Origin of the sequence: Pseudomonas sp. G1002, from assembly GCF_013385455.1 — a bacterium.
Taxonomy (GTDB): domain Bacteria; phylum Pseudomonadota; class Gammaproteobacteria; order Pseudomonadales; family Pseudomonadaceae; genus Aquipseudomonas.
In genome coordinates, this window is the sequence record NZ_JACAPY010000018.1 from 132,223 (window position 1) to 152,540 (window position 20,318).

At 59.7% G+C, this 20,318-nt stretch carries 17 protein-coding genes; 8 read left to right on the forward strand and 9 right to left on the reverse strand.

Translation table 11 applies throughout. The annotated features are described in order from the left end of the window. Position 1: 1 nt before the first annotated feature. Together HX801_RS09035 and HX801_RS09040 are read right to left on the reverse strand one after the other, a co-directional pair. The gene (locus HX801_RS09035) at positions 2–1,309 is read right to left on the reverse strand and encodes a S41 family peptidase (RefSeq protein WP_003218023.1); all 1,308 of its coding nucleotides are present in this window, start codon (positions 1,307–1,309) and stop codon (positions 2–4) included. 31 nt (positions 1,310–1,340) lie between these two features. Beyond that, entirely contained in the window at positions 1,341–2,645 is a 1,305-nt protein-coding gene (locus HX801_RS09040) for a murein hydrolase activator EnvC (RefSeq protein ID WP_003218021.1), read from the reverse strand. Between the two features lie 296 nt (positions 2,646–2,941). On the opposite strand from HX801_RS09040, the gene HX801_RS09045 reads away from it, so the two are divergent. Beyond that, positions 2,942–3,454, forward strand: a complete 513-nt coding sequence (locus tag HX801_RS09045) for a PBECR2 nuclease fold domain-containing protein (RefSeq protein ID WP_177021920.1) — start codon at positions 2,942–2,944, stop codon at positions 3,452–3,454. Positions 3,455–3,671: 217 nt separating this feature from the next. Here the strand turns inward: HX801_RS09045 and gpmI are convergent, their stop codons facing one another. After that, on the reverse strand, positions 3,672–5,198 hold the full coding sequence (gpmI, locus tag HX801_RS09050; RefSeq protein WP_087693337.1) for a 2,3-bisphosphoglycerate-independent phosphoglycerate mutase: 1,527 nt from the start codon (positions 5,196–5,198) through the stop codon (positions 3,672–3,674). A gap of 151 nt (positions 5,199–5,349) precedes the next feature. Here gpmI and HX801_RS09055 point away from each other — a divergent pair, with 151 nt between their 5' ends. From HX801_RS09055 to secB, 3 genes are read left to right on the forward strand one after another with little or no spacing between them, the layout of a single operon-like run. After that, on the forward strand, positions 5,350–5,763 hold the full coding sequence (locus tag HX801_RS09055) for a rhodanese-like domain-containing protein (RefSeq protein ID WP_003218014.1): 414 nt from the start codon (positions 5,350–5,352) through the stop codon (positions 5,761–5,763). A 1-nt stretch (position 5,764) separates the two neighbouring features. After that, a complete protein-coding gene (grxC, locus tag HX801_RS09060) occupies positions 5,765–6,019 on the forward strand; it encodes a glutaredoxin 3 (protein ID WP_087693339.1) in 255 nt (84 codons plus the stop codon). A 42-nt stretch (positions 6,020–6,061) separates the two neighbouring features. After that, positions 6,062–6,547 carry a protein-export chaperone SecB gene (gene secB, locus HX801_RS09065; protein WP_003218009.1) on the forward strand — a complete coding sequence of 162 codons (486 nt, stop codon included), beginning with the start codon at positions 6,062–6,064 and terminating at the stop codon, positions 6,545–6,547. Positions 6,548–6,679: 132 nt separating this feature from the next. Here the strand turns inward: secB and HX801_RS09070 are convergent, their stop codons facing one another. Then, complete coding sequence (locus tag HX801_RS09070) at positions 6,680–7,135, reverse strand: tRNA (cytidine(34)-2'-O)-methyltransferase (protein WP_003218007.1); 456 nt, start codon at positions 7,133–7,135, stop codon at positions 6,680–6,682. On the opposite strand from HX801_RS09070, the gene HX801_RS09075 reads away from it, so the two are divergent. Next, a complete protein-coding gene (locus tag HX801_RS09075) occupies positions 7,134–7,574 on the forward strand; it encodes a hypothetical protein (protein ID WP_177021921.1) in 441 nt (146 codons plus the stop codon). The genes HX801_RS09070 and HX801_RS09075 overlap by 2 nt on opposite strands. 624 nt (positions 7,575–8,198) lie before the next feature. Here the strand turns inward: HX801_RS09075 and ntrC are convergent. The 4 genes from ntrC to glnA form a co-directional block, all read right to left on the reverse strand. Further along, positions 8,199–9,635, reverse strand: coding sequence for a nitrogen regulation protein NR(I) (gene ntrC / locus HX801_RS09080; RefSeq protein WP_003218003.1), 1,437 nt, complete (start codon positions 9,633–9,635; stop codon positions 8,199–8,201). Then, complete coding sequence (gene glnL / locus HX801_RS09085) at positions 9,632–10,717, reverse strand: nitrogen regulation protein NR(II) (RefSeq protein ID WP_003218001.1); 1,086 nt, start codon at positions 10,715–10,717, stop codon at positions 9,632–9,634. Before glnL ends, ntrC begins: the two co-directional genes overlap by 4 nt. Before the next feature lie 390 nt (positions 10,718–11,107). Continuing rightward, entirely contained in the window at positions 11,108–11,644 is a 537-nt protein-coding gene (locus HX801_RS09090; protein ID WP_177021922.1) for a chorismate mutase, read from the reverse strand. Positions 11,645–11,833: 189 nt separating this feature from the next. Continuing rightward, complete coding sequence (glnA, locus tag HX801_RS09095; RefSeq protein ID WP_003217999.1) at positions 11,834–13,240, reverse strand: glutamate--ammonia ligase; 1,407 nt, start codon at positions 13,238–13,240, stop codon at positions 11,834–11,836. A 333-nt stretch (positions 13,241–13,573) separates the two neighbouring features. On the opposite strand from glnA, the gene thiI reads away from it, so the two are divergent. Both thiI and typA read left to right on the forward strand, forming a co-directional pair. Beyond that, positions 13,574–15,028, forward strand: a complete 1,455-nt coding sequence (gene thiI / locus HX801_RS09100; RefSeq protein WP_023659343.1) for a tRNA uracil 4-sulfurtransferase ThiI — start codon at positions 13,574–13,576, stop codon at positions 15,026–15,028. Between the two features lie 139 nt (positions 15,029–15,167). Further along, a complete protein-coding gene (gene typA, locus HX801_RS09105) occupies positions 15,168–16,988 on the forward strand; it encodes a translational GTPase TypA (protein WP_003217997.1) in 1,821 nt (606 codons plus the stop codon). 204 nt (positions 16,989–17,192) lie between these two features. On the opposite strand, the gene HX801_RS09110 is transcribed toward typA, so the two are convergent. Next, entirely contained in the window at positions 17,193–17,627 is a 435-nt protein-coding gene (locus HX801_RS09110) for a YkgJ family cysteine cluster protein (RefSeq protein WP_003217996.1), read from the reverse strand. A 235-nt stretch (positions 17,628–17,862) separates the two neighbouring features. Between HX801_RS09110 and HX801_RS09115 the strand changes: the two genes are divergently transcribed. Then, positions 17,863–20,313: a glycogen/starch/alpha-glucan phosphorylase gene (locus HX801_RS09115; RefSeq protein WP_003217995.1), complete on the forward strand. Its 2,451-nt coding sequence runs from the start codon at positions 17,863–17,865 to the stop codon at positions 20,311–20,313. The last annotated feature ends 5 nt before the right edge of the window (positions 20,314–20,318 follow it).

Consider the following 20,318-nt stretch of genomic DNA (forward strand, 5'->3'; position numbering starts at 1 on the left):
ATCAACGGCTGCGCGTAATGCTCAGGCCCTTGAGCAGGCTCAGCGCCTGGGCCAACTGATAATCGTCGTCCTGCGGCATCGGCTTGGCTTTCGAGCCGCTGCCGGTCGGCTGGTCGGCGCCGCCGTTGCCATTGCCCAGGTGGCCTTGCAGGTCCGCTTCCTTGTAGAACTCGCTGTCGGCTTCGTTGGTGATCTTGGCCTTGCGCACTTCGATGTCCGGCACGATGCCCTGGGCCTGGATCGAGCGACCGTTCGGCGTGTAGTACAGCGCCGTGGTGATCTTCAAGGCACGCTCGTTGTTCAGCGGCAGCACGGTTTGCACCGAGCCTTTGCCGAAGCTGGTGGTGCCCATCAGCACGCCGCGTTTCTGGTCTTGCAGGGCGCCGGCGACGATTTCCGAAGCCGAGGCGCTGCCGCCGTTGATCAGCACAACCATCGGCACGCCTTCGCTGAGGTCGTTGCCGGTGGCCGAGAAGCGCAGCTCGGAGTTGGCGATACGGCCCTTGGTGTAGACGATCAGGCCCTTGGTGATGAAGTGGTCGACCACCTCCACCGCTGCCTGCAGCACGCCGCCCGGGTTGTTGCGCAGGTCGAGCACGATGCCGCTGAGTTTCTTGCCGTTGTCTTTGCGCAGCTTGGCGAGGGCCTTGGCCACTTCGTCGCCGGTCTTGACCTGGAACTGGGTGATACGGATGTAGCCGTAGCCCGACTCCAGCAGCTGGCTCTTCACGCTCTTGACCGTGATGGTGGCGCGGGTCAGGGTCACGTCGAACGGCGTGCCGCCGTCGCGCACCAGGGTCAGGGTGATTTTCTGGCCGATCTTGCCGCGCATCTTGTCGACGGCTTCGGTCATGGTCTGGCCGCGGGTCGGCTGGCCGTTGATCTTGACGATAAAGTCACCGGCCTGGATGCCGGCCTTGGACGCAGGGGTGTCATCGATCGGCGAAACGACCTTGATGTTGCCGTCGTCGGCGCCGACTTCAATGCCCAGGCCACCGAATTCACCACTGGTGCTCTCCTGCAGCTCGGCGAAATCTTCCGGGCCCAGGTAGGCGGAGTGCGGGTCAAGGTTGCTGAGCATGCCCTTGATGGCATTTTCCAGCAGGGTCTTGTCGTCCACAGGTTCGACATAAGCGGCCTTGATCCGGTCCATGACCTCGGCAAAGGTGCGCAACTCGTCCAGCGGCAGCGGGGCCTTGGTGGTCGCGGCCGTGGCCGACTGGGCGGTCTGGTCGGCGAATGCCAAAGGCGCGCCGATCACCAGAGCGATCGTCAGGGCCAGCGATGTGAGGCGGGACAAATGCAGCATGTCGAACGAACTCCTAATGTAGATGCGACCCTTATCCTTGGGTACGGCACCATTGTGCCGGGTCGCTCGGGCGGCCCTGCTGACGAATAGCGAAGTACAGCGCCGGGGTGTCCTGGCCACCACTGTTACCGACAGTGGAGATGGATTCACCGGCTTTTACAACATCACCTGCCGCTTTAAGCAAAGTTTGATTGTGGCCGTAAAGGCTCAAATAGCCATTGCCGTGGTCAAGAATCACCAACAAACCTGCGCCACGCAGCCAATCGGCGAATACCACGCGGCCGCCGTGGATAGCGTGGACCTGGGTGCCGGCACCGGCACTGATCATCACACCGTCCCACTTGGCGCGGGTGTCATCGCCACGGGTTTCACCAAAGCGTGCCAGTAATCGACCATCAACTGGCCATGGAAGTTTGCCCCGAGCTGAAGCAAAAGGTCCGCCGAAGGATTCGCCGGCGCTGGAAACCAGCGGGCCAGGCGCTGCACGCGCCGGTTTACGCGGGGCCGGGGCGTCGGTAGTGGCGCTGGCGACTGCCTCGGCGGCTTCACGCTCGCGCTTTTTTTCGGCTTCCTGCTGGGCCAGCAGCGCTTTTTGTCGCGCCTGCTCTGCCTCACGGGCCTGGCGCGCCAGGGTTTCCTCGATGGTTTTCAGGACTTTGCCGAGGTCGGCCTGGTCTTGCTCGCGGGCCTGGAGCTTGGCGTCACGGGCTTTCACGTCGTCATTCAGCTTGGCCAGCGCCTGCTGGCGCTCCTTGCGGACCTTGTCCAGCTCGTCGCGCTGGCTGTCGAGGGCGGTTTTCTGGTCGAGCAACTGCGACTGCTGGTTGGCGATTTCCTGCTCGACGTTGGCCAACTGGCGCAGGGTCTCGTTGAAGCTTTTCAGTTGCTCCAGGCGGGCCTTGCTCAGGTAGTCGTAATAGGTAAGGGTGCGGGCGAATTTTTCCGGGTTCTGCTGGTTGAGCAGCAGCTTGAGGTATTCCTGGCGGCCGTTCTGGTAAGCGGCGCGGGCCTGGATCGCGATCAGGCGTTGCTGTTCAACGCGGGCGCTCTGGAGTTTTTTTTTCTCAGCGTCGAGTCGCTCCAGTTCCGACTCGCTCTTCTTTAGTTCTTTTTGCAGCTCCTGGACCTGCTTCTCCAGCTTGCCCATCTCGGTTTCCGTGCCGCGCAGGTCTTTCTGCACGCCGGACTTCTCTTCCTGGAGCTTGCCGAGCAGCTTCTTCAGCTCGGTAATGTCCTGACGCGTAGCGTCCAACTGTTGTTGGGTTTGTGCGCGCTCATCGGCAAACGCCGGTTGGAGCAGGCAGACAAGAGCAAGGGTAATCAAGGCGCGAAGCATAGAGGCGGGCGACACCAGGGAAAGGGACGGCCTAGTATGCCCGCCAAGCGCTGCAAAAAAAACGCCCAATTCGGCTTGGCAGGCAAGTTAGGTGCCCAGTGGCCGCATTCTGCAAGCAATTGTGGGCAAGTCCCATAGCCCTTTGAAGGCGACGAGCGGTAGAGAGCGTCGTGTCGTGCTTCTGCAGTTGTTTTGTGTGCTTCGCGAAATGCCTTGAAATGCTCCGCCCTGACGGTGCATTTGCGCTCGGAATAGACTCTTCGGCCCTGTTAATCCGACGGTCGGCATAGTCAGTAATGCCTTGTATTCACGAGTCAAAAGGCCAGCAAACGTGGCTTGATTATGGGCTTCCCGACCTTCGTAGTCTGGATCGGGCTTTGCGAGCGCGTCCACTTGAGGAAGTGGCCGCCGGCAACGATGTCGCAGCGGCCATCGATATAGTCGCAATGCATTTTGGCATTGCCCATTCGAGCTCTTCAGCTGTGGAAATTACTTCGCCTTTGGGGCAAATAGCGATCAGGCGTAGCTGTCTGCAGCACATTGTTGAAAAGCGGCAGGACGCCAGAGAACGTTATGTCAGGTTCGCCTTGGACACATTGACGGGGCCTCTGGAAATATGGCGTGTTGCTTATAGCGATTGCTCCGCTCGTTTAGCATTCATTGGGGCTTATGAATCCAGGAGGCAGATGCTGGTGGTGGTCAATATTCAGGCTGGCAATGTGCTGTGGAACTTCATGCAGACAGGCGCCAAGGCCTTGAACAAGCATCGTCATGGTGAGTTGCTCTACAAGCGTTACGAGCTTTTGTGACGCCCAAAGAAAAGGGCAGCTCTTTCGAACTGCCCTAAGTAGTGCTTGCTTGATATTCATATACACACCCTCAAGCAGGGGTGTGGAGGTCTCACCCTACGCGGATATCCAGCCATCTGCGGGGTTCCTACGCCAGTTATCGCCGCTGGAGGCAACTGGTTTCGCGCTCGAGTCCATTATTGACGGGCTGCCTGTTTTGAGCAACCCCTGAACTGTGTCAGACCAGAATCGAAGTGCCAGTCATCTCTTTCGGCTTCTCCAGCCCCATCAGCATCAACATGGTCGGTGCCACGTCGGCCAGCACGCCGCCATCACGTACTTTAAAGTCACGTTTGCCGACGTAGATGAATGGCACCGGCTCGGTGGTGTGGGCGGTGTGGGCCTGGCCGGTGGATTCGTCGGACATTTGCTCGCAGTTGCCGTGGTCGGCGGTGATCAGCGCTTCGCCGCCCACCTTGTCCAGGGCGTCGACGATGCGGCCGACGCACAGGTCCAGGCATTCCACGGCTTTTACCGCCGCTTCCAGGTTGCCGCTGTGGCCCACCATGTCACCGTTGGCGTAGTTGACCACGATCACGTCGTAGCGCTGGTGCTCGATGGCGTCGACGATCTTGTCCGTGACTTCCGGGGCACTCATCTCCGGCTGCAGGTCGTAGGTGGCGACTTTCGGCGACGGGATCAGGATGCGTTCTTCACCCGGGAACGGTTCTTCACGACCGCCGGAGAAGAAGAAGGTCACGTGGGCGTACTTCTCGGTTTCGGCAATGCGCAGTTGGGTCTTGCCGTTTTTCGCCAGGTAATCCCCCAGCACGTTTTCCAGGCTGCCCGGGGCGAATGCCGACGGGGCCGGGATGTTGGCGGCGTATTGGGTCAGCATCACGAATTCGACTTTCGGCTGGCGGGCGCGCTCGAAGTCCTTGAAGCCGGCATCGACGAATACGTGGCTCAGCTCGCGGGCACGGTCGGCGCGGAAGTTCATGAACACCACGGCGTCGCCATCTTCGACCTTGACCGGTTCGCCGATGGTGGTGGCCTTGACGAACTCGTCACTCTCGCCACGGGCGTAGGCGGCTTCCAGGCCTTCCTGGGCGGTGGCGGCGTTGAATTCGGCCTGGCCGTCGACGATCAGGTTGTAGGCCTGTGCCACGCGGTCCCAGCGGTTGTCGCGGTCCATGGCGAAGTAGCGGCCAACCAGGCTGGCGATGCGGCCTTTGCCGAGGGTCTTGAAGGTTTCATCCAGCAGTTCGATGGAGGACTGGGCACTTTTCGGCGGGGTGTCGCGGCCGTCGAGGAACGCGTGCAGGTAGATCTTCTCGGCGCCGCGCTTGAAGGCCAGTTCGGCCATGGCGATCAGGTGGTCCTGGTGGCTGTGGACGCCGCCGTCCGACAGCAGGCCCATGAAGTGCACGGCCTTGCCGGCCTTGACCGCTTTATCCACTGCCGCGCAGATGTTTGGGTTCTCGAAAAACTCACCGTCGCGGATCGCTTTGGTCACGCGGGTGAAGTCTTGATAGACCACTCGTCCGGCACCGAGATTCATATGGCCGACTTCCGAGTTGCCCATTTGGCCGTCCGGCAGGCCAACATCCATGCCCGAGCCCGAGATCAGGCCGTTCGGAACGGTAGCGCTCAGACGGTCCAGTACTGGCTTGCTGGCCGAGTACACGGCGTTGTCGTGGTGGCTTTCACTGTGTCCGAAGCCATCGAGAATTATCAGGACCAAAGGTTTAGGCGTAGTAGTCATAGATCCTCTCGCGGCGGTAATGAATGAAGGGAATAGAAAAGGGAGTGGCAGTTTAAAGCGAAGTTCCGACCACGTCACCGCTTTACGGGGGTTGGCCGACCATGGCGGCTGTGTATACTTACCGCCATTTTAACGCCCTGGAACCTCCTTGATGGTTGATCACCTGATTGCATTTGCCACTACCCACTATTTGCTCGCTGGTGCGTTCGTCGTACTGCTGGCGCTGCTGATCGCTCACGAATTGAGCCGCGGTGGCCGCAGCCTCAGCACGTCCGAGCTGACCGCGCTGGTCAACAAGGATGAGGCCGTAGTGGTGGACATTCGTCCCGCCAAGGATTTCGCCGCCGGTCACATTGTCGGCGCGCTGAACATTCCCCAGGACAAACTGATTTCGCGCCTGGCCGAGCTGGAAAAGCACAAGGCCAAGACCATTATCCTGGTCGACGCCCAGGGCCAGCACTCCGGCACCCACGCCCGCGAGATGCTGAAAACCGGCTTCAACGCCGCCAAACTGTCGGGTGGTATTTCCAGCTGGCGTGGCGATAACCTGCCGCTGGTGAAGTGATATGAGCCAGGTTGTCGTTTATTCCAGCGATTATTGCCCTTATTGCATGCGGGCCAAGGCCCTGCTTGTGAAAAAGGACATTGCCTTCGAAGAGATCAAGGTTGATGGCAAGCCCCAGGTGCGCGCCGAGATGACCAAGAAAGCGGGACGCACGTCCGTGCCGCAGATCTGGATCGGTGACAAGCATGTCGGTGGTTGCGATGACCTGTTCGCACTCGAGCGCGCCGGTAAACTGGATGCGCTGCTTCACGTCTGACTCCTAACCCCTAAAAGACCCCAAGATCACGAAGGATCTGCGATGACTGACCAACAGAACACCGAAGCGGCAGCAGAAGAAGCTCAAGGCCCACAATTTTCCCTGCAGCGTATTTACGTGCGTGACTTGTCGTTCGAAGCGCCGAAAAGCCCGGCCATCTTCCGTCAGGAATGGACCCCGAGCGTTGCGCTGGACCTGAACACCCGTCAGAAGGCCCTGGAAGGTGACTTCCACGAGGTCGTGCTGACCCTGTCGGTCACCGTCAAGAACGGCGAAGAAGTGGCCTTCATTGCTGAAGTGCAACAGGCCGGTATCTTCCTGATCCAGGGCCTGGACGAAGCGTCCATGAGCCACACCCTGGGCGCGTTCTGCCCGAACATTCTGTTCCCGTATGCCCGTGAGACCCTGGATAGCCTGGTCACCCGTGGCTCGTTCCCGGCGCTGATGCTGGCTCCGGTGAACTTCGATGCCCTGTATGCGCAAGAGCTGCAGCGCATGCAACAGGAAGGCTCGCCAACGGTTCAGTAAGCTGTTCTGAGCAACGACGCCGATCCAATGTGGGAGCGGGCTTGCTCGCGAATGCGGTACTTCAGTCGATATCTTCGTTGACTGGCACTCCGCTTTCGCGAGCAAGCCCGCTCCCACATTCGTTATGCAGTGTTACTTGAACCCCAGTTGCCGCCAACCTTCGTAAACCGCGACGGCCACGGTATTGGACAGGTTCAGGCTGCGGCAGCCTTCGCGCATCGGCAGGCGCAGGCGGTGGCCGTCTGGCAGGGCGTCCAGCACGTCTGCCGGCAGGCCGCGGCTTTCCGGGCCGAACAGGAAGGCGTCGCCTTCGGCAAAGCTGGCATCATGAAACGGCCGCGAACCCTTGGTGGTAAACGCGAACAACCGTGGGTGGTTCAGGCTTTCCAGGCAGCTGGCAAGGTCGGCGTGGCGTTGCAGGGTGGCGTACTCGTGGTAGTCCAGCCCGGCGCGGCGCAGGCGCTTGTCGTCCATGTCGAAACCCAAGGGCTCGATCAAATGCAGGTGGCAGCCACTGTTGGCGCACAGCCTGATAACGTTGCCGGTATTCGGCGGAATTTCTGGTTGAAAAAGGATGACGTGAAACATGCACGGCTCCGAAGGCAAAGATGCGCTGCATTCTACCCCTGAAGAAGACCCCAGGCCGAAGCTATTGCCACGGGTTTTAGGCTCGTTGGCGATTGTCGGCTTGATGGTAGGCCTGATGATCGGCCGGCTGACCACGCCAGACCCGGTTGAGCTGCAGCAGGTAGAGCCCGCCGTCGATGGCCTGGTGGTGTGGTTCAACAGCGAACCCAAGCTGCACGGCGAGCATATCGACGGCACCGTGGCGCTGCTGTTCGATGCGCTTGGCAAGGCCCAGGGCGGCCAATTGAAGGTCAATGACAAGGATGTGAACTGGCGCGTACGCAAGACCGATGGCGGCTTGCTGCTGAACCTGGTGGCGGCTCGGCCGTTGCGCGGGGAGTGGTCGGGAGAGAAGGCCGATGGACGCTGGCGGGTGGAGATCCATCTCCAGGAGCAATAAAAGAGGGAATCCCCGGCCTGCCTGTACCAAGGTTCCCAAAACGGGCTGGGGCTATGGGCGCGTTGCCTCATAAGCCCCGGGTGTAAAGAAGGGAGTTCCCGGCCTGCCTGTACCAGGGCTCCCAAAACGGGGTGAAGCCAAAGGCTTCGGTGTTAAAGAGGGAATCCCCGGCCTGCCTGTACCGAGGTTCCCGAAACGGGTGTGGGGCGCGACGCGATCCGCATCAAGCACCCCGGGTGTTAAAGAGGGGATTCTCGGCCTGCCTGTACCAAGGTCCCCGAAACTGGGTAGTAACAGGGTTATTGCAGGGCGCGTGCCAGAATTGCGAAGTGGCGCCAAAAAATTTCTTCAGAAAGCGCAAAGCCCCGGAATACGGGGCTTTGGCTTTTTTGGGTTTTAATATTTTCTTAACAAGGCATGTGTTTCAGGCGTTGGATAAGTGCGCGATGCCGGTTCGTGGTGCATTGAAGCGGTGCACAGTGCTGAAACCTTGTGGAGATCCAAATGTGGGAGCGGGCTTGCTCGCGAAGGCGGCGCGTCAGTCGATACGTATGTTGACTGAACCATCGCCTTCGCGAGCGAGCCCGCTCCCACACTGGATCTTCGGTGTACTTGAGGGATCAATCAGCCTTCATCGCCCTCATCATCATCCCCACCGTCAACCTTCATCCCCAGCTCCTTGATCTTGCGTGTCAGCGTATTGCGGCCCCAGCCCAGCAGCACGGCGGCGTCGCGACGACGTCCAGCGGTATGCTTGAGGGCGGTTTCGATCATGATCCGCTCGAAAGCCGGCACAGCGCTGTCCAGCAGGTTCGACTGGCCACGTGCCAGGGCCTGGTCGGCCCATTGGCGCAGCGCCTGCTCCCAGTTGGTCACCGGTGCCGAATCCTGCGGCAGGCTCAGCAGCTCAGGCGGCAGGTCGCTGATATGCACTTCGCGCCCCGAAGCCATCACCGTGATCCAGCGGCAGGTGTTCTCCAGCTGACGCACGTTGCCCGGCCATGGCAGGTTCTTCAGGTATTCCTCGGTCTCGCTTTTCAGCAGCTTCGGCTCGACGGCCAGCTCCTGGGCGGCGCGGCTGAGGAAGTGACGGGCCAGGGTCGGGATGTCCTCGCGGCGGTCCGACATCCGTGGGATGTGGATGCGGATCACGTTCAGGCGGTGGAACAAGTCTTCACGGAATTTCCCGGCGTGCACCAGGGTTTCCAGGTTCTGGTGCGTCGCCGCGATGATACGTACGTCGACCTTGACTGGCGTGTGCCCGCCTACCCGATAAAACTCTCCGTCGGCCAGGACCCGCAGCAAGCGCGTCTGGGTGTCGGCCGGCATGTCGCCGATTTCATCGAGGAACAGCGTGCCGCCGTCGGCCTGTTCAAAACGGCCACGGCGCAGGTTGGCCGCACCGGTGAACGCGCCTTTTTCATGGCCGAACAGTTCCGACTCCATCAAGTCTTTCGGGATCGCCGCCATGTTCAGCGCAATGAACGGCGACGCCGCCCGTGGGCTGTGACGGTGCAGGGCGTGGGCCACCAGCTCTTTACCGGTACCCGACTCGCCATTGATCAGCACGGTGATGTTGGAGTGGCTCAAGCGCCCGATGGCGCGAAACACTTCCTGCATCGCCGGCGCTTCGCCGATGATTTCCGGGGTACGGGTCAGGGCCGGCGGGGCTTCCTGGTTCTGCTGTTCCTGGGCGTGCTGGTTGGCGCGTTTTACCAGCGCCACCGCTTCGTCCACGTCGAACGGTTTTGGCAGGTATTCAAAGGCGCCGCCCTGATAGGACGCGACAGCGCTGTCCAGGTCCGAGTGCGCGGTCATGATGATCACCGGCAGGCGCGGGTGCTGCTCGCGAATCCGCGCCAGCAAGTCCAGGCCGCTGGCGCCGGGCATGCGGATGTCGGAGATGATCACATCGGGCTGCTGGCGAGCCAGGCGGCTCATCACCCCGTCGGCGCTGTCGAAGCTCTGGGTGGTCATGCCTTCCTGTTGCAAGGCTTTCTCCAGGACCCAGCGGATAGAACGGTCGTCATCGACGATCCAGACAGTTTCACTACGGCTCATGTCGATGGGGCTCCTTGTTCCAGTGGCAGAAAGATCGAGAAGGTGGTGTGACCGGGATGGCTCTCACATTCGATCAAACCCTGGTGCTGGCTGATGATGTTCTGGGTAATGGCCAGGCCGAGCCCGGTACCGTCCGGGCGGCCGCTGACCATCGGGAAAAAGATGGTTTCCTGCAGTTCTGCAGGGATGCCGGGGCCGTTGTCGATGATCTCGACCTTGGTCACCAGGCGATGGCGCACGTGGCCAATGGTGAACTGGCGCAGGGCACGGGTGCGCAGGCTGATGCGGCCCAGGCGCAGTTCGTTCTGGCTGCTGATGGCCTGCATGGCGTTGCGCACGATATTGAGCACCGCCTGGATCATCTGCTCGCGGTCGATCAATACGTCGGGAATGCTTGGGTCGTAGTCGCGCACCAAGGTGATGCAGCCCTGGCTTTCGGCCTCCACCAACTGGCAAACCCGCTCCAGCACTTCGTGCACGTTGGTCATTGCCAGCGACGGCAGCTTGTTGGAGCCGAGCATGCGGTCTACCAGGTTACGCAGGCGGTCGGCTTCCTCGATGATGACGTTGGTGTAATCCTTGAGGTTCTCGTCCGGCAGCTCGCGGGCCAGCAGCTGTGCGGCACCGCGAATCCCGCCCAGGGGGTTCTTGATCTCATGGGCCAGGCCGCGCACCAGCATCTTGCTGGTTTCCTGCTTGGACAGCTGCGCCTCTTCCTTGGTGATGCGCAGCAGGCGATCGCGGGGATGCACCTCCAGCAGCAACAAGGTGGCGCCGTGGCTGAGGATCGGTGTTACCGCGTAGTCGACGGTGAGGGTCTGGCCGGTGAGGGCGGTGAGCATCGCTTCGCGCTTGGTGAACGGGTGCGCCTGCTCCACGGCCTGGCGCAACGAGCTCAAGGCCTCGGCCGACTCAGTAAACAGCTCACTGATGAATTGCCCATGGCTGCGCTGCCCGCTGATGGCCAGCAGCATCTCCGCCGCCGGGTTCATGTACTCAAGGCGCAGTTCGTCATTGAGCAGAATGGTCGCGGTGGTCAGGTTGTCGAGTAACAGGCGGTGCAGTGCGTCGCTGATGGTCATTAGGACCTCTTTTGGAGCAAGGCGCGGGCTTGAGGCACACGCTGATACAAGGAAAATGCAAAAACCAAACCAAAGCTCCGAAAAGAAGCGTTAAAGCCCTGAAATGGGGGCTTAAGGCGCGAAACTGTGGCGTTCTGCCAGCTTGGACGGGAAGTTTCGAACCAAAATGGGTTGCGTAAGTGGGAAGGGTGCAGCGTATCGCACCAATATAGTGCGGTTTTGAAAAGTCTGTTCAGGAAGCTGGTGGCAGCGACTGATTGGCTGAATGGGTCGGATCTAAATTGTGGGAGCGGGCTTGCTCGCGAAGGCGGCGTGTCAGTCATGCATATATCAACTGACACACCGCCATGCGAGCAAGCCCGCTCCCACATTTTGATGGGGTTCGCAATTTTAGATTTTATAGATACACAGCTCAGCAGTGGCGCGGATCATTGCCAGCTGGTGCAGCGCGTCTTTGGCAGGTGCGTGATTGGCCTGGGCCAGCCATTGCGGGCATTGCGGGTTGGTGCGCTCCGGGGTGAAGTCCGCCAGCTGTTGCAGCAGGCGTTTTTGCAGCAGGTCCAGTTTAGGGCGGATCTGGCCGACCAGATCCGGGCGTGGGTCATTCGGCGCCTTGCCTTGCAGCTGCCAGTCGGAAAGGTGGGCGTACTGCACCAGTTTGTTCGCCTCGATCTGGGCCGAGAAAAACTGCTCGGCCTGTGCCGGTGCCAGTTTGTAGCTCGGCGCCTGGGCGACGACGCTGGCGATCACGTCCTGCTCCCGTGGGCGGTCTTCGACGGGCTTGTGGCTGTCCCATTTGCTCAGGGCCACCTGGTCGGCAATCGCCAGGCGTTCGGCAATGCTGTCGAGCAGCGGGGCGAGGGTGGGTGGTGCTGCGAATACATTGGCGCTGATGGCCAGCAAGATGAACCCAATTTTGAGTTTCAAGGCAGATCCCTCTTCTGTAGGGGCGAGCTTGCTCGCGAAGGTCGTTAACGATAACGCGTAAGTATTGAAGAAATGCGGTGCCTTTGAATTTTTCGCGGGCAAGCCGGCTCCCACAGGGTTTTGCGGGCAAAAAAAAGACCTCCCGAAGGAGGCCTTTTTCATCACGCCGCGTTACGCAGCGCTACCGGATCAGCAGCTGTAGTACAGCTCGTATTCCAGTGGGTGTACGAAGGTGCGGACCTTGATTTCTTCTTCGCTTTTCAGGGCGATGTAGGCATCGATAAAGTCGTCGCTGAACACGCCGCCTTTGGTCAGGAACGCACGGCCCTTGTCCAGCTCTTCCAGGGCTTCTTTCAGGCTACCGCATACTTGTGGGATCTCTTTGGCCTCTTCAGGCGGCAGGTCGTACAAGTTTTTGTCGGCGGCGTCGCCAGGGTGGATCTTGTTCTGGATGCCGTCCAGGCCGGCCATTACCAGGGCAGCGAAGGCCAGGTACGGGTTGGCTGCCGGATCCGGGAAACGGGCTTCGATACGGCGAGCGCGAGGGCTGGACACGTAAGGAATACGGATCGAAGCGGAACGGTTGCGAGCCGAGTAGGCGAGCATTACCGGAGCTTCGAAACCTGGGACCAGACGCTTGTAGGAGTTGGTCGATGGGTTGGTGAAGCCGTTCAGGGCCTTACCGTGCTTGATGATACCGCCGATGAAGTACAGGGCAGTGTCGGACAGGCCGGCATAACCTTCGCCAGCGAAGGTGTTCTTGCCTTCTTTGGCGATGGACAGGTGAACGTGCATACCCGAGCCGTTATCGCCGTACAGAGGCTTAGGCATGAAGGTAGCGGTACGGCCGTAGGCATCAGCCACGTTGTGTACGCAGTACTTCAGGGTCTGAACTTCGTCAGCCTTGGCAACCAGGGTGTTGAACTTCACGCCGATTTCGTTCTGGCCGGCAGTCGCCACTTCGTGGTGGTGAACTTCGATGACCAGGCCCATCTCTTCCATGGCGTTGCACATGGAGGTACGGATTTCGTGGTCGTGGTCGAACGGAGGAACCGGGAAGTAGCCGCCTTTGATACCTGGACGGTGGCCTTTGTTGCCGCCTTCCACGTCCTGGTCGGACATCCACGAACCTTGTTCGGAGAAGATCTTGAACATGGAGCCAGAGATGTCGGACTTGAACTTGACCGAATCAAAGATGAAGAATTCTGGTTCCGGGCCTACGAATACGGTGTCGCCGATACCGGTCGACTTCAGGTATTCCTCGGCACGCTTGGCGATCGCACGTGGGTCACGGTCGTAGCCCTGCATGGTCGAAGGCTCGATCACGTCGCAGACGATGATCAAGGTTGGGTCTTCGGTGAACGGGTCGAGTACGGCAGTGCTGTCGTCCGGCATCAGGATCATGTCGGAAGCTTCGATGCCTTTCCAGCCGGCAATGGAGGAGCCGTCGAACATTTTACCTTCTTCGAAGAAGGCGTCATCCAGCGCGTCGCGAGCCGGCATGGTCACGTGGTGCTGAGTGCCTTTGGTGTCCGTGAAGCGCAGATCAATCCATTTGACGTCATGATCTTTGATGAGTTGAACCGACTTCGACATAGTGTCCTCCGGGTGGCTTCGGGCTGGGGTAGTGGAGTAGCCCTTAGAATGTGGGTGATGCCGGCGCGAATACTCGACCAAGGCAACCTGCCTCACAAGAGAGCAAATTGCATGCCAGTGCCCCGACATGGGTTTTTTGCCACAAAAACGCCCCTATAAAGGTGCAATCCGCTGAAACGGAAGAAATTGCGCACCGCAATGTAGCGCTTATTTTGGTTTATGACCCGTTTTGGTGCGCGAAAGGTCAGTTGCATATTAACTGGTTAAACCTTGAGCGATTTCCGCTATAATCCGCGCCCCCCTTTTTCGGCTGGGCCTGCGCGCGCTGTTTTCATGAAATTAATCGTTAAAGTCTTCCCCGAGATCACCATCAAGAGCCGACCGGTACGGATGCGTTTCATCCGTCAATTGGCCAAGAACATCCGTGCCGTGCTCCGCGATCTGGACCCGGCTGTGGTGGTGAATGGTGTGTGGGACAATCTCGAGCTGGAAACCCGCCTCACAGACCCCAAGGCCCTGAAGGACATGACCGAGCGCCTGAGCTGCGTGCCGGGCATCGCGCATTTCCTGCAGGTCGACGAGTACCCGCTGGGCGACTTCGACGACATCACCGAAAAGTGCAAGCAGCACTACGGCGATGTGCTGGCAGGCAAGGTGTTTTCAGTGCGTTGCAAACGCGCCGGCAAGCACCCGTTCAGCTCCATGGATGTCGAGAAATATGTGGGCAGCAAGCTGCGTCGCGAGTGCGGCGCTGCCGGAATTTCCCTGAAAGAGCCGCAAATTGAAGTGCGGATGGAAATTCGCGACCAACGGTTGTTTGTGATCCACAGCCAGCACGACAGCATCGGCGGCTACCCGCTGGGTGCCCTGGAACAGACCCTGGTATTGATGTCCGGCGGTTTCGATTCCACTGTCGCGGCCTACCAGATCATGCGCCGCGGGCTGATGAGCCACTTCTGCTTCTTCAACCTGGGCGGGCGTGCACACGAATTGGGCGTGATGGAAGTCGCGCATTACATCTGGAAGAAGTACGGCAGCTCGCAACGGGTGCTGTTTGTCAGCGTACCGTTCGAGGAAGTCCTGGGAGAAATTCTCGGGAAAGTCGATAACAGTCATATGGGCGTAGTATTGAAGCGTATGATGTTACGCGCTGCGTCCCGAATCGCGGATCGGCTGGAAATCGACGCACTGGTCACCGGTGAAGCGATTTCCCAGGTGTCCAGCCAGACCCTGCCGAACCTGTCGTTGATCGACTCTGTGACCGAGAAGCTGGTACTGCGCCCGCTGATCGCCAGTCACAAGCAAGACATCATCGACCTGGCGACCCAGATCGGCACGGCGGATTTCGCCAAGCACATGCCGGAATATTGCGGGGTCATCTCGGTGAACCCCAAGACCCACGCCAAGCGCAACCGCGTGGAGTACGAAGAACAACAGTTCGATATGGCGGTGCTCGAGCGTGCGCTTGAGAACGCCAAGCTGGTGCCGATCGATCGGGTTATCGACGAATTGGGCCAGGATTTGCAGATCGAAGAAGTCAGCGAGGCTCTGGCCGGTCAGATCATCATCGACATCCGTCACCCGGATGCCGCTGAAGACGAGCCGCTGGAAATTGCTGGCATCGACGTACAAACGCTGCCGTTCTATGCATTGAATGCGCGTTTCAAGGAACTGGATGACAGCCGTCAGTACCTGTTGTATTGCGACAAAGGCGTGATGAGTCGCCTGCATGCCCACCATTTGCTCAGTGAGGGGCATGCCAATGTGCGCGTTTATCGACCGAGCTAAGAGCCCGGGGCTGTTTGCCTGTGGCCTGCGTCACCGGCCCCCCGACTCTGCCGTCAAGCTGTAACGGCAAGGCCTGACTCTACTGTTAATCGCTGCCACGACCTGTCAGCACACCGAATCCTCTGATCGAGATACACAAGTGATCGAAAATCTACGCAACATCGCCATCATTGCTCACGTTGACCATGGTAAGACCACCCTGGTAGACAAACTCTTGCGTCAATCCGGCACCCTGGAGCGCAACGAGCTCAACGACGAGCGCGTGATGGACTCCAACGACCAGGAGAAAGAGCGCGGTATTACCATTCTGGCGAAAAACACCGCCATCAACTGGAACGGCTACCACATCAACATCGTGGATACCCCGGGCCACGCCGACTTCGGCGGCGAAGTTGAACGCGTAATGTCGATGGTTGACTCCGTTCTGCTGCTGGTTGACGCTCAAGACGGCCCTATGCCGCAAACCCGTTTCGTGACCAAGAAGGCTTTCGAAGCCGGCCTGCGTCCGATCGTGTGCATCAACAAGGTTGACCGTCCAGGCGCGCGTCCGGACTGGGTTCTGGACCAGATCTTCGACCTGTTCGACAACCTGGGTGCCACCGAAGAACAGCTGGACTTCAAAGTCGTCTACGCCTCGGCCCTGAACGGCATTGCCGGTCTGGAACACACCGACATGGCTGAAGACATGACCCCGCTGTACCAGTCGATCGTCGACAACGTACCGGCTCCGAAAGTTGACCGTGAAGGCCCGTTCCAGATGCAAATCTCGGCACTGGACTACAACAGCTTCCTGGGTGTTATCGGTGTTGGCCGTATCGCTCGTGGTAGCGTCAAGCCGAACACTCCGGTGGTCGCCATCGGCGCCGACGGCAAGAAGCGCAACGGTCGTATCCTGAAGCTGATGGGTCACCACGGCCTGCACCGCATCGACGTTGAAGAAGCGTTTGCCGGTGACATCGTGTGTGTGAGCGGTATGGACTCGCTGTTCATCTCCGACACCCTGTGCCAGCCGGACAACGTCGAGGCGATGAAGCCTCTGACCGTTGACGAGCCAACCGTTTCCATGACCTTCCAGGTAAACGACTCGCCTTTCTGCGGTAAAGAAGGCAAGTTCGTGACTTCCCGTAACATCAAGGAACGTCTGGACAAAGAGCTGCTGTACAACGTTGCTCTGCGCGTTGAAGAAGGCGACTCGGCTGACAAGTTCAAGGTTTCCGGCCGTGGTGAGCTGCACCTCTCGGTACTGATCGAAACCATGCGTCGCGAAGGCTTCGAAATGGGCGTTGGTCGTCCTGAAGTGATCATCCGTCAGGTTGACGGTGTGAAGCAGGAACCGTTTGAAAACGTCACCATCGACACCCCTGAAGAATCCCAGGGCAAGGTCATGGAAGAGATGGGCCTGCGTAAGGGCGACCTGACCAACATGGTGCCGGATGGCAAAGGCCGTGTGCGTCTGGAATACAACATCCCTGCTCGTGGTCTGATTGGTTTCCGTAACCAGTTCCTGACCCTGACCAACGGTGCTGGCATCCTGACCTCGATCTTCGATCGCTACGACACCATGAAGTCCGGCGACATGTCCGGCCGTCAGAACGGTGTTCTGGTATCGGTAGAAACCGGCAAGGCGCTGACCTACTCCCTGGAAACCCTCCAGGCGCGTGGCAAGCTGTTCGTTGAACACGGTCAAGAGATCTACAACGGTCAGATCGTTGGCCTGAACAGCCGTGACAACGACATGGGCGTCAACCCAACCAAAGGCAAGAAGCTCGACAACATGCGTGCTTCGGGTAAAGACGAAACCATCGCTCTGGTTCCACCTGTTCGCTTCACCCTGGAACAGGCTCTGGAATTCATCCAGGACGACGAGCTGTGCGAAGTTACGCCTAAGTCGATCCGCCTGCGTAAGAAGATCCTGGACGAAGGCGAGCGTACCCGCGCTGCCAAGAAAGCCAAGAACTGAGTTAACTCAGGCTGAATGAAAAACGCCCCCGGTCGAAAGGCCGGGGGCGTTTTTTTATGCCTGCAATATCTGTAGTGACTGTGCGGGCCCCTTCGCGAGCAAGCCCGCTCCCACATTCGACCGCGTTTTTTCAGGATGAATGAGGTCAAGTGTGGGAGCGGGCTTGCTCGCGAAAGCGGTAGTTCAAGCAATAAAGAATCTGGATCAGAACTTGTCGAGGGTCTTGAACCTGGTCTCGCGCACCACTTCCTTCGGCTTGTACGCGCAATACCCCGGGCGCGGCCCGATTTTCGGGTGATTGCGGCAAGTATCCGGGCGCTTGTCATAAATAGTGCAGAAGCGGCTCTTACGATCCAGGTACAGGCAATCGTTGTTGCTCATGCGCTGCAGGGTGAAGATCTCGGATTTGGCGTTGAAGCGCTCGACGATGCCTTCCTTCTGCAAGCGCTTGGCGATGTTCTTCGGCGGGTCGCCACGCTCGAACTCATCGACGATGCCGATGCGGATCAGGTCCTTGATCTTCACCTCAACCGGCAGGGTGCAGCAGCTCGACACACAGCCGCCACACATATGGCTTGAGTATTTCTGCCAGGTCTCGAGACGGTCGAGTTCCGCGGCGGCGATCAGTTGAGGCTTCATCAGGTTTCCAAGAGGGGTGTTATCCGGCGCGGGATCATACCGGAACTGGTGGTTTTTTGAACAATATCTTCCAGCTTTCAGCTCGAAGGCTGTGCCGGGCCACAAACGGGCACGGCCCCTGCATCAAATTCCCGCAAAGGTGAATGAGTTAAAAAACTGCCGAACCAGAGCGTCTACCGTCTGTCAGACCGTCTAGGCTCTAGCAACTCCTTCTATCTCGCCCGAGGTCGCATCGATGTCTCAGGAACCGCTTGTACGAGAAGCAGAGGTAGCCGCATTTCGCGATGCCGTCTTGACCAAACTTACCTATGCGGTGGGCAAGGACCCCGACCACGCCTTCGACCACGATTGGTTTGAAGCCATCGCACTGGCCGCCCGCGACCACATGGTCGACCACTGGATGGACCACACGCGGCACATCTACCGCAAGGGACAGAAGCGGGTCTATTACCTCTCGCTGGAATTCCTGATCGGCCGTCTGCTCTACGACAGCCTGAGCAACCTTGGCTTGCTGGACGTGGCCCGTGAGGCCATGAGCGAGTTGGGTGTGGACATGGAGCGCATTCGCCTGCTGGAGCCCGACGCGGCCCTGGGCAACGGTGGCCTTGGCCGCCTGGCGGCCTGCTTCATGGAAAGCATGTCGACCCTGGGTATTGCCGGCCATGGCTATGGCATTCGGTATGAGCACGGCCTGTTTCGCCAGGCGATTGTCGATGGCTGGCAGCAGGAGCAAACCGAACGCTGGCTGGATTTCGGCAACCCCTGGGAGTTCGAGCGCGCCGAAGTGATCTACCCGATCGGCTTTGGCGGTGGTGTGGAAACCGTGCTGGACGCGTCCGGCAAGTCGATCCAGGTCTGGTCGCCGAATGAAACCGTACGTGCGGTGGCGTATGACACCCCGGTCGTCGGCTGGCGCGGCGCCAGCGTCAACACCTTGCGCCTGTGGCGTGCCCGTGCGGTGGAAGACCTGCACCTGGAACGTTTCAACGCCGGTGACCACTTGGGCGCCGTCGCCGAGGTGGCCCGCGCCGAAAGCATCTCCCGAGTGCTTTACCCGGCCGATAGCACCGAAGCAGGGCAGGAGCTGCGCCTGCGCCAGGAGTACTTCTTCGTCTCCGCCTCGTTGCAGGATCTGCTGCGTCGCCACAAGAACATGCACGGCTCGGTATTGAGCCTGGGCGAGCACGCGGCCATTCAACTCAACGACACTCACCCGTCGATCGCGGTGGCCGAGTTGATGCGTCAGTTGGTGGACCTGCACGACATCCCTTGGGATGCCGCCTGGGACGTCACCGTCGAAACGCTGTCGTACACCAACCACACCTTGCTCCCCGAGGCGTTGGAAACCTGGCCGGTCGGCCTGATGGAGCGCATGCTGCCGCGGCACATGCAGATCATCTACCTGATCAACGCCCAGCATATCGACTCGCTGCGGGCCAAGGGCATCCATGACTTCGACGTGCTGCGTGCCGTCTCGCTGATCGAAGAAGACAACGGTCGCCGCGTACGCATGGGCAATCTGGCGTTCCTCGGCTCCCACAGTGTCAACGGCGTATCCGGCCTGCACACGCAACTGATGCGCAGCACGGTGTTCTCCGAACTGCACAAGCTCTACCCGGACCGCATCAACAACAAAACCAACGGCATTACCTTCCGCCGCTGGCTGTACCAGGCCAACCCCAAGCTCACGGCGATGCTGGTGGAAGCACTGGGCCCGGACGTGCTGGATAACCCCGAACAGCGCCTGGCAGACCTGGAACCGTTTGCCGAGAAGCAAGCCTTTCGCAAGGCCTTCGCCGAACAGCGGCTGCACAGTAAGCGGGCACTGGCCGACATCATTCACGAGCGCCTGGGGATTTCGGTCAACCCGGCGGCGATGTTCGATGTGCAGGTCAAGCGGATCCACGAGTACAAGCGCCAGCTGCTGAACCTGATGCACACCGTCGCGCTGTACCAGGCGATCCGGGCCGAGCCGGGCACCGACTGGGTGCCGCGGGTGAAGATCTTCGCCGGCAAGGCCGCGGCCAGCTATCACCAGGCCAAGCTGATCATCAAGCTGACCAACGACATCGCCCGTACCGTCAACAACGACCCTACCGTGCGCGGGTTGCTCAAGGTGGTATTCCTGCCCAACTACAACGTCAGCCTGGCGGAAAGCATCATTCCGGCGGCCGACTTGTCGGAGCAGATTTCCACCGCCGGCTTTGAAGCCTCGGGCACCAGCAACATGAAATTCGGCCTCAACGGCGCGCTGACCATCGGCACCATGGACGGCGCCAACGTCGAGATGCACGAGCGCGTGGGTGCCGACCACATGTTCATCTTCGGCCTCAGCGCCCAGCAGGTGGAAGCGCGCAAACACGCGGGCGAATTCAACGCCGGGCCAGAGATCGCCGCGTCCCATCGCTTGAATGATGTGCTGCAAGCGATTCGTGGCGGGGTGTTCTCACCGGATGATCCGGGCCGTTATGCCGGGTTGGTGGATTCGCTGATCGACTACGACCGCTTCCTGGTCTGTGCCGACTTCGATTCCTACTGGGATGCCCAGGCGCGGGTCGAGGCCCATTGGCACGACTCCAAGGAATGGTGGCGTTCGGCGGTGCTCAATACCGCGCGCATGGGCTGGTTCTCGTCGGACCGGACCATCCGCGAATACGCGACGGAAATCTGGAAAGCGTTGGATTAGACACT

Bases quoted from the DNA above. Each gene is read 5' to 3' on its own strand.
- glnA (WP_003217999.1), bottom strand. From the start codon at position 13,240: ATGTCGAAGTCGGTTCAACTCATCAAAGATCATGACGTCAAATGGATT.
- ntrC (WP_003218003.1), bottom strand. From the start codon at position 9,635: ATGAGCCGTAGTGAAACTGTCTGGATCGTCGATGACGACCGTTCTATC.
- HX801_RS09110 (WP_003217996.1), bottom strand. From the start codon at position 17,627: ATGAAGCCTCAACTGATCGCCGCCGCGGAACTCGACCGTCTCGAGACC.
- HX801_RS09040 (WP_003218021.1), bottom strand. From the start codon at position 2,645: ATGCTTCGCGCCTTGATTACCCTTGCTCTTGTCTGCCTGCTCCAACCG.
- HX801_RS09075 (WP_177021921.1), top strand. From the start codon at position 7,134: ATGCACGGCTCCGAAGGCAAAGATGCGCTGCATTCTACCCCTGAAGAA.
- HX801_RS09070 (WP_003218007.1), bottom strand. From the start codon at position 7,135: ATGTTTCACGTCATCCTTTTTCAACCAGAAATTCCGCCGAATACCGGC.
- grxC (WP_087693339.1), top strand. From the start codon at position 5,765: ATGAGCCAGGTTGTCGTTTATTCCAGCGATTATTGCCCTTATTGCATG.
- HX801_RS09115 (WP_003217995.1), top strand. From the start codon at position 17,863: ATGTCTCAGGAACCGCTTGTACGAGAAGCAGAGGTAGCCGCATTTCGC.
- HX801_RS09035 (WP_003218023.1), bottom strand. From the start codon at position 1,309: ATGCTGCATTTGTCCCGCCTCACATCGCTGGCCCTGACGATCGCTCTG.
- secB (WP_003218009.1), top strand. From the start codon at position 6,062: ATGACTGACCAACAGAACACCGAAGCGGCAGCAGAAGAAGCTCAAGGC.
- gpmI (WP_087693337.1), bottom strand. From the start codon at position 5,198: ATGACTACTACGCCTAAACCTTTGGTCCTGATAATTCTCGATGGCTTC.
- HX801_RS09045 (WP_177021920.1), top strand. From the start codon at position 2,942: ATGCCTTGTATTCACGAGTCAAAAGGCCAGCAAACGTGGCTTGATTAT.
- HX801_RS09055 (WP_003218014.1), top strand. From the start codon at position 5,350: ATGGTTGATCACCTGATTGCATTTGCCACTACCCACTATTTGCTCGCT.
- glnL (WP_003218001.1), bottom strand. From the start codon at position 10,717: ATGACCATCAGCGACGCACTGCACCGCCTGTTACTCGACAACCTGACC.
- thiI (WP_023659343.1), top strand. From the start codon at position 13,574: ATGAAATTAATCGTTAAAGTCTTCCCCGAGATCACCATCAAGAGCCGA.